A 16,780-nucleotide genomic window follows, 5' to 3' on the forward strand; every position below is an offset into this window, starting at 1 on the left:
CAACATTGATGCCGCTCACCTGATAAATAACCGGATCACCACCATCCACCGTATATGACACTTCAAAGGATGTAATGTTATTGAAACCAACATTTTTCATGGTACCGGTTACAATAATTTCATTGCCCGCCTGGACATAGGCCGCAACATGTACATAGGAAGTTCAAAATTATAGTAAGAATAAAACGAAAGCAATATTATTTTAAAACCATCCTGCATGGAGTCAGATCACCAGGAAGACAGTGAAAAATCGCATCATGTTAAAAATCTTTAAGTGTTTGTATTCAAATGTATTGTATTCCTGAATAACTCAGGGATACGGACAACCTTGCGCCTGTCATAATTAAATGCAAGCTGTTTCGTTGTTCCACTTAAAACCTCGGTATTATCTTCTAATCGTCGTACAGTATAAATCAGGACAAAAGATGAAGTGGTCACCTCTGTGACAGATACATCCACTGTCAACTGGTCATGCAGAAATACTTCCTTCTTAAAAAACACATGAGCTTCGCTCATAATGATGCCGGTATGATCGCCTAAATTCTTCTCTGAAAATCCCAGGGACTCGAGGAAACCTATGCGTGCATCTTGAAAAATAAGCAGCGCCTTATCATTGCCCATATGACCACCATAATTGATGTCACCAATTCTAACCTCGAACTGAATGACATTCTCTATTGATAACCATTTCGTTGTTTCAACCATTGATTGAGTATGATTTATTAACCCCATTCATGTTCAAGGTTCCTCCCGGCATTCACTATTCAAATTGGGAGAAAGTGAGCTTATATTGCAAATTTATTTAAATTTAACCCAAAAATAACTTTCCGATGGTTGAAAAGAGACTTATGACTCATAGCCTGCAATTCCCACAATTAAAATTGTGGGTGATTTTGTCTGCTGTGGGTTGTCTATTATACAGTAACCGTTTGTTTTCGCAGGAGTGCGGACAGATAGCCCTTGAGCAGGCGCAAAAGGAGTATGAGCTTGGCCGTTTCGATGTGGTTGTCACTTTGGTCAGGCCTTGTCTGGCCGGGGGCTTCACAAAAGATGAGAAGATACAGGCCTACCGTTTGCTTGCATTGACTTATCTTGCAAATGACATTCAGGATAGTGCTGGTTTAATGATTGAGCATATCCTTCAGATCGATCCGGCATATACGCCTAACACCGTTTTTGATCCTCCGCGATACCTGGCTACACTAGAAAGCGTCAGGAAACCTATCACCAGCCTTGTAACAGCATCCCGTCAAGCTGAGCCCCTGAATGAAGCCCCTGTGCCGGTAACAGTGATCACTGAAGAGATGATTGTCATGTGTGGTGCCCGTACCCTGAAAGAGTTGCTGTCCATTTATGTTCCGGGGATGACAAATATTGAAGATCATAATGAGTACAACATTTCCATGCGTGGTGTTTATGCCTCCTCGCAGCAGAAAATACTCATTATGCTTAATGGGCACCGGCTGAACTCCCGTTCTTATTCCGAAGCCAATCCGGATTTCAGCATTTCTCTTGAAAAGATCAAACAAATCGAAGTCCTGCGTGGACCGGCGTCATCATTGTATGGCAACGTGGCACTTACATCTGTCATTAATATCATCACAAAAAAAGGACAGGATATTGCCGGAATAAAGGTTTCAGCAGGAGTTGGAAACTATGGTCAGACCAAGGCCAATATTCTCTTTGGTAAACAATTTGACCGTTATAATGACCTGATAATATGGGGAAATTATTACCGCTCCGATGGGCAAAAGGTATATGTACCGAAAGAGCAAGATTATTCCCCAAATCCGCAGGATGGTCACTCCATAATCGGAGGATTCAGGGATAATCCATCCTATGATGCAGGTATGGTTTTCAACACCAACGATTTTTCGCTGATGGCAAACATGCGCTATTGTAAATATATTGAACCATTTTCCAGCGGAGGTATGACTGGGGAAGTATATAATTATGATGAATACCGGACTTTTCAGGGTGTGGGACCCGGACTTGGCTCGCGGTCATCCCATTTTAACGCCAACTATGGCAAAGAATTCAATAAAGGTTGGGATGTCTTTGTCAATGCCACACTCGATTTCAACTCCATTGAGGGATGTCTCGTCATGAATCCTGACATAGGGCAATCAGGCAAGGTTTTCTGGAATGAATACAGTTATGGTGGTGTGCTTCAGCTTAAAAAACAATACAACCTGAACCGTTCAGGAAAAGGGAATATCCTGGCAGGGCTTCAACTGGATGGAATGGATCTCATCGACAGTTTTTTCCTGATAGGCACAAACGGAGAGTTTGACACGATTATGGACAACAGTTCAGTCCCTCTTCTCGAAAAGGGTAAAGAAATTATTTATTCAGGATTTTTTCAGATAAAACATAAATTCGGACAGAAGTTCATCCTCAACCTGGGTGCAAGGTACGACAATAAGAAAAGGCACAAAGGGGGTGATATTGATGACTTTAGTCCCAGGCTTTCCATTATTTATATGCCATCGGCTAAGGCAGATATTAAAATTTCGTATGCCAAATCATTTGTAGATGCACCATATTGGTACCGCTACAATTCTCTTCCCAGTTATAAAGGGTCGGAGAACCTTTTACCGGAGCACCTGACATCCCTTCAGTTCACTTCAAATCTCAGGTTGCTCAATAATAAATACACATTAGGATTAAATGTCTTCTATAATAAGTTGAGAGATTTCATCTACCGAGATCCTGAGGCGACAGGATCTGAACCACGGTACAGAAATGCCGGGCGGCTGGAATCGACAGGCATTGAAGGAGAAGCGGGATATCTGACAGAACTGTTCAAGTTGAGAGCCAACATGACCTGGCAATATGCCCTGGATGCTGTGGATTATGGCGTGACAAACGAGCATATTCACAATATCCCTGATCTTAGCGGGAATATCATTCTGGATATAAATCCACTGTTTAAAAAATCAAAAAATGTCTGGTTAAATCTCACATTACATTATACCGGCAAAGAGTTATCTCCCATCAATACTTATAAAAATGGCCTTCCATTCCAGAATCCGGACTATGAGGTTGATCCTGCGGCTATTATAAATGCCGGTGTTCATCTCAAGGATCTGAACAGGTTCTCCCTCGACTTTACGATCTATAATCTTTTCGATACCCTCTATGAGCAGGGTGGAAGCGTCAACTTTCCATACCCTCAGCAGGGAAGATGGTTTTTGATGCAGGCGGGGTATAGATTCTGAATTCAATTAAATTTTCTTTAAAATATATTTTTGACTGGAAAAACTTTGTACATTTGCACTCTTTTAAAATCAAAGCATTCATTTATAATCATTTCTGAATTCCTAAGTAATACTCGGAAAAGAAAAACTAATCAATATGGCAGCCATTGGAAGAATAAGGAAACATTCGAAGCTAATTATGATCATTGTTGGTATTGCTCTTGCTTCGTTTGTGCTTGGAGATTTTATTAATCCCCGGAAATACAGCCGGAGGCAAGCCGTCAATATAGGGATTATCGACGGAACAGATATTCCTGGGGTAGAGTTCAATCAAAAAGTGGAAGAGAATATGGAAATCCGGAGGCAAAATGCCGGAGCCGAGAGTATTACTCCAACTGAAGCATTCAGTATCAGGCAATCTGTATGGCAGGAAATGGTTACTGATATCATTATGCGTGAACAGTATGAAAAACTGAACATCAACGTATCAGTCGACGAGCTGGACGATCAGATCCGTGGCAATGATCCTCATCAATATATTGTTCAGAATTTCAAAGATCCTCAAACCGGCCAGTTTAATCCTGCCACTGTTTCTCAGTTCCTTCAGAATTTCAACAATGTTGATCCTCAGGTACAGAAGCGTTACATTTTACTTGAAAAAATGATCAAATCAGACCGGTTGCGGACAAAATATAATAATTTGATTATCAAAGGATATTATACTCCTACCGTTTTTGCCAAGGATGATTACTCGGATAAAAACCGCAAAGTCGTTGTCCGTATCGTTGGTCTGAAATATTCCACTATTCCTGACACAGCAGTGACAGCTTCCGAAAGCGATTACAAAAATTTTTACGAAAAACATAAAAAAGAGTATGAACAGGATCCAATGGTTGACATCGACTATGTAGTTTTCCCTGTCACACCATCAGATTTAGACCGTGAGCAGATCGCAAAAACTGTCAATGATATTTACAATCAATTCCAGATCGCACCTGATGTGTCGAATTTCGTCAATGCTGTTTCCGATAACCGATATGACAGCACGTGGCACAAAAAAGGCACCTTACCTGTCAGGATTGACTCACTTATGTTCAATTCATCTGTTGGTACATTTTACGGACCTTATATTGAAGATGACATATACCACATTGCCAAGCTCGTCGATGTGCAGATGCGTCCCGATTCTATAAAAGCCAGCCACATACTTATTACTTACCAGGGCGCACGTGGTGCCGATAATATCACCAGAACCAAAGAAGACGCTCAAAAGCTGGCCGATAGTATATATGCTGCTGTTAAAGCAACACCTTCCACATTCCTTCAAATGACCCTTAAATATTCAGATGATCCCTCGGCTAAAAAAAATAATGGCAATCTGGACTGGTTTCCCGATGGTATGATGGTTTATGAATTCAATGAAGCCTGTTTGAAAGGAAATGTCGGAGATATTGTAAGGGCTGAAACACCCTTTGGATTTCATGTGATTGAGATTACTGGTAAACAGGAACCTAACAAAAAGGTGAAGATAGCTATGATTGACCGGAGCATTGTCCCTTCAAGCGAAACATTTCAGCAGACCTATCTTAAAGCGAATGATTTCCTTTCAAGAAATAACAGCCTGGAAGCTTTCCAGAAAGCCGTGCTTGATCTTGGACTGGACAAACGCACGTCCGATAAACTGACCCCCCTGTCAAATTCGATTCCCGGCGTGGATAATCCCCGGCAGGTTGTCGGATGGGCATTTAACGGCAAAACAAGAAAAGGCGATGTATCACCTGTTTTCGATATGGGAAATTCCTATGTTGTCGCTGCTCTTAAGGCTGAATATGCAAAAGGCATTGCTCCGCTCGACGTGGTGCGTGAGCGTATCAAGCCCCTCGTTCTCCGCGAAAAGAAAGCTGAAGTGTTGCTTGGCAGATTAAAGGACAGTTATACCCCAGGCGAAGATTTAATGCGGCTGGCACAGAAATTTAATACTACTGTTGATACTTCCACGGAAATCACTTTTGGTTCTTTTAATATTCCTGGATTCGGGCCAGACATAGAGGTTATCGGAAAGATCTTTTCGATGAGACCCGGCGAGGTCTCAAATCCTGTGAAAGGTAATATGGCTGTTTATGTCATCGCCCTGGATTCATTCACCGAACCTCCGATGCAACAGGATTTCAAGCAACAGAAAGACTTCCTTGCCAATTCTATTAAGACACGTGTCAGCAGAGAAGTGTTCACTGCCCTCGAAGAAAGAGCTAAAATTGAAGATAACAGGGTGAAGTATTATTAGGAGTCGGCAGCGGAGCGGAGCGAAGCCGATCGACATCCCGCAGAGCGCAGTGAATGCGGGATTGACAATTGACAATGAAATGAGATAACCCTTGTCTAATAAGGGCTATATAAGGTCCATCCTGTTTGTATCCAGTTTGATAAAAATAAATAACAGGATCGTAAAGACCCACAAAGATGATCCGCCATAACTCAGAAATGGCAATGGTATCCCAATGACCGGCGCCAATCCTATTGTCATTCCGATATTTATGGCAAAATGGAAAAATAATATCGATGCCACCCCATATCCGTATATCCTGCTGAAAATGGATCGCTGTCGCTCTGCAAGCTGAATAATCCTAATCAGCAGGACAATATACAGCCCAATAACGACCAGGCTTCCAATAAAACCCCATTCTTCTCCGACAGTACAGAAAATAAAGTCAGTGCTCTGCTCAGGGACAAAATCGAATTTGGTTTGTGTACCATTCAAAAAACCTTTCCCGACAAGCCCACCAGATCCAATAGCGATTTTTGACTGGTTGAGATTATACCCGGCACCTTTGGTATCAATTTCTTTTCCTAACATGACACTGACCCTGCTTTGCTGATAGGGCTTAAGCAAATGATTAAAGGCATAATCCACACTGAAGACGATAACAATGGCAAGGACTAATGATCCTGTTATAAGTATGATCCTTCGTCTGTTTCTACGTATAAAAACGATCAGGAATAGTGTTACGCCGATCAGTAAACCAACCAGAATAAATTTATCGATTAACAGAGTGAGGACAAATAATAAAGCTCCTGCGGCGCCTATAAGAAGTAAACGGCCTGGCATTCCTTCCCGGTAAAACACCAGTAGAAAAGCACTGTAGGTTATAGCTGACCCGGTGTCCTGTTCGAGTAATACCAGCAAAGCAGGTACAATAATGATCAGTAATGCAAACAGCCTGGTCCGGACCTTACGGATATCCAGGTCTAGTGAGCTGAGATACCGTGCCAACGCCAGGCATACTGCAAACTTGGCAAACTCAGCAGGCTGAAAACCAACCGGCCCGATCTGAAACCATGACCGTGAACCGGCTACGACCTTCCCGACAATTAACACAATAATAAGGGTGAGTATCGACATAAGATAAACAGGGAAGCTGAATGCCGAAAAGAATTTTGAATCAAAAAGCAAAATGATGAGTGCGATTATCAATGAGGTTACGATCCAGATCATCTGGCGGCCATAATTCTGGCCAAGGTCGAATATACTTTTATGCTCCTCACTGTACACAGCAGCATAGATGTTAATCCATCCGATGAGCACCAGAGCTATGTAGATGATGACCAGCCACCTGTCAGTCTTTTTAAATATTCCTCTATCTTCTCTCATCAGTCTCCTATTAGATTACAGTTGATTATACGTTCTTCGACGTCCTTGCGTTTTGTTTTCCCTGTGAGGTACTTTTCGATTAACAACGTTGTAATGGGTGCAGCCCAAGTAGCTCCAAATCCTGCATTTTCCACAATGACAGCCATTGCGATACGGGGGTTATCTTTGGGAGCAAATGCGATGAAGATGGAATGGGCTTTCCCGTGAGGATTCTCTGCTGTGCCCGTTTTACCGCAAATATCCAGACTATCTACTTTATAATGCCGGGCTGTACCCATGCTTCCTTCAAACACATTGTACATACCCTCTACGATAATGGTGAAATATTTCGGGTCGATAGTTGTGGTCTTCTTTACCCTTGTCCTGCTGTAATCTTCCTCACTTTCAATGGATTTCATCAGATGAGGCACATAATAATATCCCCTGTTTGATATAGTAGCCACATAGTTGGCCAGTTGAAGAGGCGTGACCAGTATTTCCCCCTGGCCAATCGACAATGACCTGATGGTCATTGAACGCCAGCCTTTCTCACCAAAATATTTATCATAATAGTCGGTTGCCGGAATAAATCCTTTGACCTCAGTGAACAGGTCACTTGAAAAGCTGTTACCAAATCCAAAACTCATCACATGATTACGCCATAGGTTATAGCTATCGTGGATATCACGGGTTTTATTCATAATCGTATTGAATGTCCTCCAGAAGAAAGGATTGCAGGATAATTCTATAGCTCCCAGCATGTTTTGCGGTGCAGGATGATAGTGACTGCACTTGATGGGTACACTGGCTGTTCCATTACAGGGAAAGCGGACTTCCGGCGTGGTGGTTCCTTCCTGAAGAGCGATGAGAGCATTCATCAGTTTGAAACTAGAACCAGGAGGATATGTAGCCTGCAGTGCCCTGTTGAATAGCGGCTGCAGGGTGTCTTTTTCCAGAATTTCGTAATTCTTGCTGCGGACACGTCCTACCAAAAGATTCGGATCATAAGAAGGACAGGATACCAGACACAGTATTTCACCTGATGAAGGTTCAATAGCCACAATGCTGCCCTTTTTATGAGCCATAAGCTGTTCGGCGTATAGCTGCAAATCTGCATCAATGGTAATCCATAAGTCCTTTCCTTTAACAGCAGATGTATCATATTTCCCGTTTTGAAAACTGCCCTTCTCCCGGTTGAAAACATCCACCATAATACGTTTAACACCGTTCACGCCCCTCAGCTCTTTTTCATAGGTCTTTTCAATCCCGCTGATACCGATGTAATCCCCCGGTTTATAATAGGGATCGCTACTGACGGTGGCATTGTCAACTTCGCCGATATAACCAAAGGTATGGGCTGCAATGGGGTAAGTATAGCTCCGCAAAATACGCGACTGAACATAGAAGCCAGGGAATTTGAAAAGTTTCTCCTGCATATAACCGTACGTTTCTTTCGAGATTTGCTTCTCAAACACCGAGGCTTTCCTTGTAGAATATTCCCTTATGCTTTTCAGCCGATGGGTAAATATTTCCCTGTCAATTCCAATAAGATTACATAACTCCAATGTATCAAATTTTTTAACCTGGTCAGGAACAACCATCAGGTCATATGCGGCCTCATTGTACACCAGTAGTTTCCCGTTCCGGTCGAAGATCAGTCCCCTGGCAGGATATTGTGTAATGATCCTGATGACATTGTTTTGTGCGGATAAAAGGTAACTTTTATTGATGATCTGAAGGTAGAAGAGTTTAGCGATAAAAATAAATCCGACAGCCAGGAAAATACCTATCACAACGTATTTCCTTTCGGAGTAAATGTTTTTCATCGCCTGAAATTATTGGAAATGCAGATATCAAACCAACAAAAATAACTTATTTCGAAATAATTAATAGAGGTTGCCTATGTTAATATACAATCCACTTGTTCCGTCGCGCGAATCACTGGCAAATCCATAGTCAATGGCTAGAATGAAATTGTCATTCAGCACAAGCCTCAGACCTGCACCATAGCCGAAATGGATGTTATCACGCGATTGGTCAAAATAATCCGAATAGGTTTCGGTGGAAGGCAATTTCAGCTTATCGATGTCTCTGTATTGAACAACCTGGCCCATATCACCGAACGCATTGACAGCAATATAAAAGTTTTGTTTCAGCAGGGTCGTCTTGATGATCTTATAGCGGAGTTCAACATTAGCCATAACGGTTCCATCGCCTACAACGCGGTCTCGTTTTATGCCCCTTAATGATTTTGCGCCCCCTAAACCATCATTATTGGTTGCGGTCGAAAAAGAACTCATCAGGAGTGGTTCGATATAAAACGGGGCTTTGCCTCCAATTGTTCCCTGATATGACAAACGATATGCAAGAGTCATTTTATCCTTTATCAGTGGAATGTAATGCCTATGCGTAATGGCCAGCCTGGTAAAAGCGAATTCACTGTTACCGATGAAAGATGGCGCGGTCATTATGACGACCTCTTCCCACACGCCCCTGTTTGGTGCAGGTTCATTATCGCGTGTGTCATAAATCAGTCCGCCCTTCAGGAAAATGGTCTGGCCGCCATCTTTCTCCTTCTCGTCAATAAAACCCCACTGCACATACTTATCATAAAGCAGGGTTGTATCTGGCAATTTTTCATCTTCTGATTTCCCCTTATTCAGATTGCCGATATCCACAGTGTCCACTTTAAAATTATAATAGGAAATACCTCCAAGCCAGCGGAAACGTTGCGATGTAATACGGCCCTGAAAATCGAGCAAAGCTCGCAGCTGCTTTCTTTCATGCTTATAATAAACCCGGGAGATGTAATCAGGGGAATCGTCATTTTCAAAATCATGAATGTACGCCGCCTCATACCCATTAAATCCAAAAAAATCGAGCGCTTTTTCAGTCAGATAAGATAAATCGACTGTCATGCGGATATGTTTTGGCAATAATGTTTTCGTATCATAGAATATCTGGTTCACGCCGGTGCCTTTTGTAAACCGCGACCATTCCACATAGATCATGTGCCTGTAATCCGGATAATTTGAACCATCACCGAAGTCATTCAACTGTCCTAAAACACCATATTGAAATCCCAGGTCAGCATCATAGGCCACGACCGGCAGGGCTCCCAGTTTCCAGCCTTTTTTTACGACCTGCTTTGAGCTATCCTGTTGCGAAAATCCCGATAAACAAATGATCAGGAGAAAAAACAAAATGAGAGTAATTTTACTTTTCATAATCAAAGGTTTTATAGTGTATATGAACTGTATGTCGGTCATTTAAACCACGATTGAACATCCTCAATCCGCAGGGCTGGTATTTCCAATTTGAGCTTTTTCCGGAGCCCGCCAAGATCGTTGATCAGCTTATTGGGATGGGCCTTTTTCAATGCGTCAACTGTGGTATATCCTGCCTTACGGATCACAGGTATCCATGCTTCAGCCACACCCAGTGCTTTAAAATCTTCATCGGATGAAAACCTTTCCCTTTGCTCCGGCCGCATCTGTGGGAAAAACAACACATCCTGTATGGAGGGCTGATTGGCCATGATCATGGTCAGGCGGTCAATGCCGATACCGATGCCGGCTGTTGGCGGCATACCAAATTCAAGAGCTTTCAGGAAGTCTTCATCCAGGACCATTGATTCCTGATCACCGCGCCGTCCCAGTTCGAGCTGTTCTTCAAAGCGCCGGCGCTGGTCCAGCGGATCATTCAGCTCCGAAAATGCGTTGCATATCTCCTTCCCATTACATATTGCCTCAAAACGTTCGACAAGACCAGGTTTGGACCGGTGCTTTTTAGCCAGCGGTGACATCTCCACAGGATAATCCATAATGAATGTGGGCTGGATCAGATGTGGCTCGCATTTCTCACCAAAAATCAGATCGATCAGCTTCCCCTTACCCATTGTCGCGTCGACTTCTATACCGAATTTCCCCGCTGTCATCACCAGTTCCTGCTCATCCATCTGCGATATGTCCATACCAGTATATTCCCTGATGACCTCAAACATGGTGTATCTTTTCCAGGGTCTTTTAAAATCGATGGTCTTATCGCCAACTTTTATGCTAGTCTGGCCATGGATATCCAGAGTTATCTTTTCGATCATTTCCTCAACCAAGTTCATCATCCACTCATAGTCTTTATAAGCAACATACAACTCCATCTGTGTGAATTCAGGATTATGGAACCGGTCCATACCTTCATTACGAAAATCTTTTGCAAACTCATACACGCCATCATAACCACCGATAATGAGCCTTTTCAGATATAATTCGTTAGCAATGCGCAGATAAAGGGATATATCCAGTGTGTTATGGTAAGTTTTGAAAGGACGTGCTGCTGCACCACCATATAAAGGCTGTAGGACGGGCGTTTCAACCTCCAGATAATTCCTGTTATCCAGGAATGACCGCATGGAATTGATAAGCTTTGACCGGAGGACAAACACCTCTTTTATATGCGGATTAACGATAAGATCCACGTACCGTTGGCGGTAACGCTGTTCAGGATCCGTATACGCGTCAAAAACCTTATCATCCTTTTCTTTGACAATAGGTAGTGGCCTCAGCGATTTTGACAGAATCTTGAATTCTCTCACATGGATGGTGATTTCACCCATTTGTGTGATAAAGACATAACCTTTCACCCCGATGATATCGCCGATATCCAATAACCTTTTAAATACCGTGTTGTAAAGTGTTTTATTGTCACCGGGGCAGACGTCATCGCGTCTGACATAAAATTGTATCCGGCCCGAAGCATCCTGCAATTCAGCAAACGAAGCCGCACCCATGATCCGTCGTTTCATTATCCGGCCTGCTATGCTGACATCCTGGTAAAGCGTATTATTCCCGGGGAAATTATCCAGTATCTCTTTTGCCCTGACATTTACCTCAAAGATCTCAGCAGGATAAGGATCTATGCCCAGTTGATATAATTCCTGCAATGCATTTCTCCGGACGACTTCCTGGTCACCAAGTTCCTGTGCCATATCTGTTTGTTTTTACAAAGATAGGAAATTGATTGTATTCTGACTTTGCATATCCGGGCGACATAGAAAGTCTTTTTCTATTTTATTTACTTTTGCTTTGCAATTATGAAATGGCAATAGATAACTCTATAGGACCTATAATGCGCAAACCAGGCTGGCTCAAGACCAGGCTTCCCCAAGGGAAGAATTATGTTCATGTTAAAGACATTGTCAAAGCTCATAAACTCCATACCATCTGCGAAAGCGGCCATTGTCCGAATATTGGTGAATGCTGGGGCAGAGGTACGGCCACGTTCATGATCCTGGGAGACATCTGTACACGCTCCTGTAAGTTTTGCAATACCAAAACCGGTAAACCTATACCGGTAGACCGGAACGAGCCAATACAGGTCGCTCTATCCGTAAAACTTATGAACCTCAAGCATTGTGTGCTCACTTCGGTCGACAGGGATGATCTTAAAGATGGCGGCTCACTGCTATGGTCAGAAACGATCCGGGAGATAAAAAAAATAAATCCGGCCACAACCATTGAAACGCTGATACCAGATTTTAATGGAGTTTGTCAGGATGTAAGGCGAATTATTGATGCCGGCCCTGATGTCATATCGCATAACCTGGAGACTATACGGCGGCTGACTCCACTTGTTCGCAGTAAAGCACAATACGATATCAGCCTGCAGGTCATCCGGTATATTTCCGATGCAGGAATAGTCAGTAAATCAGGAATAATGGCCGGATTAGGCGAAACAGAAGAAGAAGTGTATGACACCATGGATGATCTGATTGCAGCCGGATGTCAGATCTTCACAATAGGACAGTATCTTCGTCCGACCGTTAAACATCTGCCGGTGGTTGAATATATTGATCCGGAACAATTTGACAGATATCGGACAACCGGTCTGGATAAAGGCTTCCGTTTTGTGGAAAGCCATCCGCTGGTGCGATCGTCTTATCAGGCGGAAAGACACGTTAAATAAAATTTGTATCTCGCAGAATGTAGGGTCGCAGGTCCCAGGTCGCAAGTTGCAGGTTGAGCGAAGCGAAGCTGAGCGAAATCCCGATGAAGTCGGGATTACAGGTTGTTTTTTTGGGGTTATATAATATTTTCATTTCCATGGTGAATCAAAAAATTATATATAAGGATCTGGGTTTGATTGACTTTCGGGAAGCATGGATCTACCAGGAAAAACTATTTAATGAGATTCTTTCCATCAAAGAACGGAACCTGAAAAAACCGGCCGGGGAGCAGGAACTTACTCCCAACTACCTGTTATTCTGCGAGCATCCTCATGTGTATACCCTGGGTAAAAGCGGCTCAGAAGCTAATCTGCTGGTCTCTCCTGACGATCTGAAGATACAAGGCGTTGCATTGTACAGGATTAACCGTGGCGGTGACATAACATACCATGGCCCCGGTCAGATTGTCGGTTATCCCATCATTGACATGGATAATTTTAAACTGTCGGTGAAGCGGTACATTTTTAATCTGGAAGAGGCGATTGTCCTGACACTAAAAGAATTAGGCATCACGGCCGGCCGTCTTGACGGAGCGACCGGTGTATGGCTCGATGCCGGCATTCCGCATAAAGCCCGTAAGATCTGCGCCATCGGCGTAAGAACCTCACACTGGGTCACCATGCATGGATTTGCATTTAATGTGAATACCGATCTCAATTATTTCAACTCCATTAATCCTTGCGGATTCACTGACAAAGCAGTGACATCCCTGGAAAAAGAAAAAAGACACCGGATGGATACCGAAAACGTAAAAGCGATCCTTGTTGACAATATTTGCAGGGTTTTCGGAATGGATTTACTTCAATGAACAATGAACAATGATCATGGTTGTTCACTGTTGGGTGTTCGATATTGGCTATTGAACTCAGCCCCTGAGAATAGCCAACATCCAATATCCAAATCCAACGTCAATGTTTAATTTCCAATGACAATGACAAGGTTGAATGGAGTCAATTCATTAAAAGACTGTACATAGCACCTAACAGCTTGAAGCTTGTAGCTTGCAGCTAATTTACCATTCTAATTGATTATTGACATTCCTTGGTGAGTGTTCGATATTGGATATTAATCCGTCTCCTCTCATTTTACAATTATCATTTTATACTTGCATTTGATATATTCTTGTTCTATATTTATAGGGTGAAAAAGGGAATTCTGATCATTTTCATTCTTTTAGTGTCCGGGAAATTCGCTTGGAGTCAGTTTGACAGTAGGATTCTGTGTGAATTTGCCCCTGATCCTCTCGTCATCGAGGAGGACGAGACCTGGGTCGACAACAAACGCCTGTCGAACAGTGTTATCATAGAGGAAGGAGCTACTCTGACTATTAAAAGCCGGGTAGCTTTTCCCGAAGATGCGAATATCGTTGTTTTACGTGGTGCCAGGCTGGTTGTCGATGGCGGCACACTGACCAATTCATGCCAGGGCATGTGGCAGGGTGTACAAGTGTACGGTACAAATAATCAGCCCCAATTACCCACTTACCAGGGAATCGTATTATTAAAGAACGGCGGCACCATTGAGCATGCCGAGTGCGGCATTAGAGCCTACAAGACTGATCCTGATGGACATGGAGGATACAGAATTGATATGGCCTATACAGGCGGAATTGTTGTTGCCAATGATGCATATTTTATCGACAATGGCACATGTGTTGAGTTTTTGAGATATGACCGTGAAAGCTCCAGCGGTTTCAAAGACTGTCGGTTTATTACAAACGGTATTCTGCCTGATAACGTTGAACCCGATTACTTTGTAAAAATGACTGAAGTCACAGGCATCTTTTTTATCCGGTGCACTTTTGAAAATGCCAGTGAATATGATTTTTACGGGAAAGGCATATACAGCCTGAGTTCGACCTATTTAGTCAATTATGGATGTACCAGTCTTACTGTCCCGTGCCCTTCTTATGAAAACAGTAAATTTATAAAATTAAAGCGCGGCATTTATGCCACAGATTACAGCACAAACAAATATGTGGATGTGCGTCATACCGATTTTATAAACACACAGCGGGGAATATATATAAGTGGCGTTGTCGGTGCCAGGATAACATCCAACAATTTTGAACTTCCGCTTAAAGGAGCATATGAAACCTATGGCTTATATCTGAACGAGTCGAGAGGTTATCATGTAGAAGATAATGAATTTTTTCATAACGGAGATGGACTTGGATATTACGGAATCTATGCCAGGAATTCCGGTACTGTTTATAATAGTATATATAATAATATTTTTGATAATTTGAGATTTGGTATAGTGCCTTATGGGATTAACCGTAATGGTAATTATGAGGGCTTATGTATCAAATGCAATGATTTTTCCAATAATGAAAATGATATTCTTGTTACCAAAGATGATAATCACATTGGTCCAAATTATGGCATAGCTTACCACCAGGGTTACCGGATTCCTAATGATACGGCTCCTGCCGGAAATACCTTCTCCGATCCACCAATAGGATTAAATATTATTAACAGCGAAGATTGTAATTACTTTGAATATGTTTATCATGATAATCATCCGATTGATGTTGAAGTGTACCCTGATCCTGTTCAAGGAAATCTGGATAGATTTTTAAATGTTGGAACTAATTACAACAAAGACTTCAGTTGTCCATCGAAACTTGAAAGCGGCGGCGGCTCAGGCAGTAAAGAAAACCTGGAACAGTCTGAAAGTGAGATTGAAGTAAAAGAGACTGAACTGGCCACATTGGTGGATGGTGGTGATACGGAAGAAATGACTTTTATGGTTCAAACCAGTTTTCCGGATGAAGCGCAACAGTTAACAGAGGAATTACTCGGCGAGTCGCCCTATCTTTCCGATACGGTCATGAAATCGGCAATTTATAAAGAAGAAGTACTCCCCAACGCCATGGTACGCGATGTGCTGGTAGCCAATCCTCAGTCGGCAAAGTCTCAGGAAATACTCGGGGCGCTTGATGAACGATTTGTCCCAGTCCCTGATTATATGATGGCTGAAATTATGCAAGGCAGAAACATCATTGGCTCAAAGGAAGCACTTGAAGCCGAACTTGCAAAATGGAAACAGGAGCGGAGCAAAGCATTTAATGATCTATTTCTTTTTTACAGAAACGATACGATAAACAACTATGCAAAGGACAGTTTGATAGCTCTTCTTACAAATGAACCTGTGCTTTCAGCAAAATATAGCCTGGCATCCGTTTATCTTTCACAAAAAGATACGACTTTAATGAATGATGTAATAAATGATATTCCTCTTAGTTTTACTCTTGATGATGACGAACAACTCGAATATGAAAATTATCATATATTATTTGATATTTTAAAACAACTACAGGCCGATACAATGAGTATCTTTGATATGGATTCTGTTGCAATAGAATCATTATTAAATATTTATGAAAATGATCATGTCTTACCTGGAGTATATGCTCGCAATATCTTAATAGCTTTGGGGAAAATTCAATATAACGAGCCTTTTAATATTCCCGACAGTTTGAAGTCGTCTTTTTTTAAGGATTATGATCTTATAAAAAATAAAGCTGATGATCATAACAAATCGCTTTTAAAGGCTTTCCTAAATCCGGCAGGTGATTTCATTATCATTGAATTTGCAGCTAACGGTAATTCCGTTGACATCATTTTCAAAATTACAGATGCAAACGGGAGGCTCATATTGAAAAAACATTCGGATAAGATGAAAGATCAGGTTATCATCTATACCAAAAACTGGAAGCAGGGGATTTATTTAGTTCAAATGATAAGTGATGGTAAGGTTGAAAACACAACAAAGTTTATTTTATTAAGATAAAATAGGTAATATGTTATTTAACCTGAATAATTCATAAATCCAAAATTCGGATAAAAAGCTATACTATTTCCAGGACGAATACAAAAAATTAGGCAAGCTGGGATAATTTGTAAGATATTGATGCAGTTTTTGTTTTGACAAAATTCATTGTTCAGG

General features: G+C 42.0%; 10 protein-coding genes. 5 read left to right on the top strand and 5 right to left on the bottom strand.

The genetic code is table 11. The features are described from left to right. Nucleotides 1-270: 270 nt before the first annotated feature. Nucleotides 271-705: a thioesterase family protein gene (locus NT175_10715; GenBank protein ID MCX6235170.1), complete on the bottom strand. Its 435-nt coding sequence runs from the start codon at nucleotides 703-705 to the stop codon at nucleotides 271-273. Nucleotides 706-830: 125 nt separating this feature from the next. Between NT175_10715 and NT175_10720 the strand changes: the two genes are divergently transcribed. Both NT175_10720 and NT175_10725 read left to right on the top strand, forming a co-directional pair. Continuing rightward, nucleotides 831-3,221, top strand: a complete 2,391-nt coding sequence (locus NT175_10720) for a TonB-dependent receptor (GenBank protein ID MCX6235171.1) — start codon at nucleotides 831-833, stop codon at nucleotides 3,219-3,221. Between the two features lie 136 nt (nucleotides 3,222-3,357). Then, a complete protein-coding gene (locus NT175_10725; GenBank protein MCX6235172.1) occupies nucleotides 3,358-5,484 on the top strand; it encodes a peptidylprolyl isomerase in 2,127 nt (708 codons plus the stop codon). Nucleotides 5,485-5,589: 105 nt separating this feature from the next. On the opposite strand, the gene rodA is transcribed toward NT175_10725, so the two are convergent. Genes rodA through lysS form a run of 4 tightly spaced genes read right to left on the bottom strand, consistent with a single transcriptional unit; the run spans nucleotide 5,590 to nucleotide 11,812 of the window. Next, nucleotides 5,590-6,849: a rod shape-determining protein RodA gene (gene rodA, locus NT175_10730; GenBank protein MCX6235173.1), complete on the bottom strand. Its 1,260-nt coding sequence runs from the start codon at nucleotides 6,847-6,849 to the stop codon at nucleotides 5,590-5,592. Next, nucleotides 6,849-8,654, bottom strand: a complete 1,806-nt coding sequence (gene mrdA, locus NT175_10735) for a penicillin-binding protein 2 (protein MCX6235174.1) — start codon at nucleotides 8,652-8,654, stop codon at nucleotides 6,849-6,851. Before mrdA ends, rodA begins: the two co-directional genes overlap by 1 nt. Before the next feature lie 60 nt (nucleotides 8,655-8,714). Then, nucleotides 8,715-10,055 carry a BamA/TamA family outer membrane protein gene (locus tag NT175_10740; GenBank protein ID MCX6235175.1) on the bottom strand — a complete coding sequence of 447 codons (1,341 nt, stop codon included), beginning with the start codon at nucleotides 10,053-10,055 and terminating at the stop codon, nucleotides 8,715-8,717. A 38-nt stretch (nucleotides 10,056-10,093) separates the two neighbouring features. Beyond that, a complete protein-coding gene (gene lysS / locus NT175_10745; protein MCX6235176.1) occupies nucleotides 10,094-11,812 on the bottom strand; it encodes a lysine--tRNA ligase in 1,719 nt (572 codons plus the stop codon). A gap of 128 nt (nucleotides 11,813-11,940) precedes the next feature. Between lysS and lipA the strand changes: the two genes are divergently transcribed. From lipA to NT175_10760, 3 genes are all read left to right on the top strand, one after another. Then, on the top strand, nucleotides 11,941-12,789 hold the full coding sequence (lipA, locus tag NT175_10750; protein MCX6235177.1) for a lipoyl synthase: 849 nt from the start codon (nucleotides 11,941-11,943) through the stop codon (nucleotides 12,787-12,789). Nucleotides 12,790-12,926: 137 nt separating this feature from the next. Then, on the top strand, nucleotides 12,927-13,637 hold the full coding sequence (lipB, locus tag NT175_10755; GenBank protein MCX6235178.1) for a lipoyl(octanoyl) transferase LipB: 711 nt from the start codon (nucleotides 12,927-12,929) through the stop codon (nucleotides 13,635-13,637). A 332-nt stretch (nucleotides 13,638-13,969) separates the two neighbouring features. Continuing rightward, nucleotides 13,970-16,624, top strand: a complete 2,655-nt coding sequence (locus NT175_10760; GenBank protein MCX6235179.1) for a T9SS type A sorting domain-containing protein — start codon at nucleotides 13,970-13,972, stop codon at nucleotides 16,622-16,624. Nucleotides 16,625-16,780 lie beyond the last annotated feature (156 nt).

This window comes from Bacteroidota bacterium (assembly GCA_026391695.1).
In the GTDB taxonomy this organism is placed as follows: Bacteria; Bacteroidota; Bacteroidia; order Bacteroidales; family JAGONC01; genus JAPLDP01.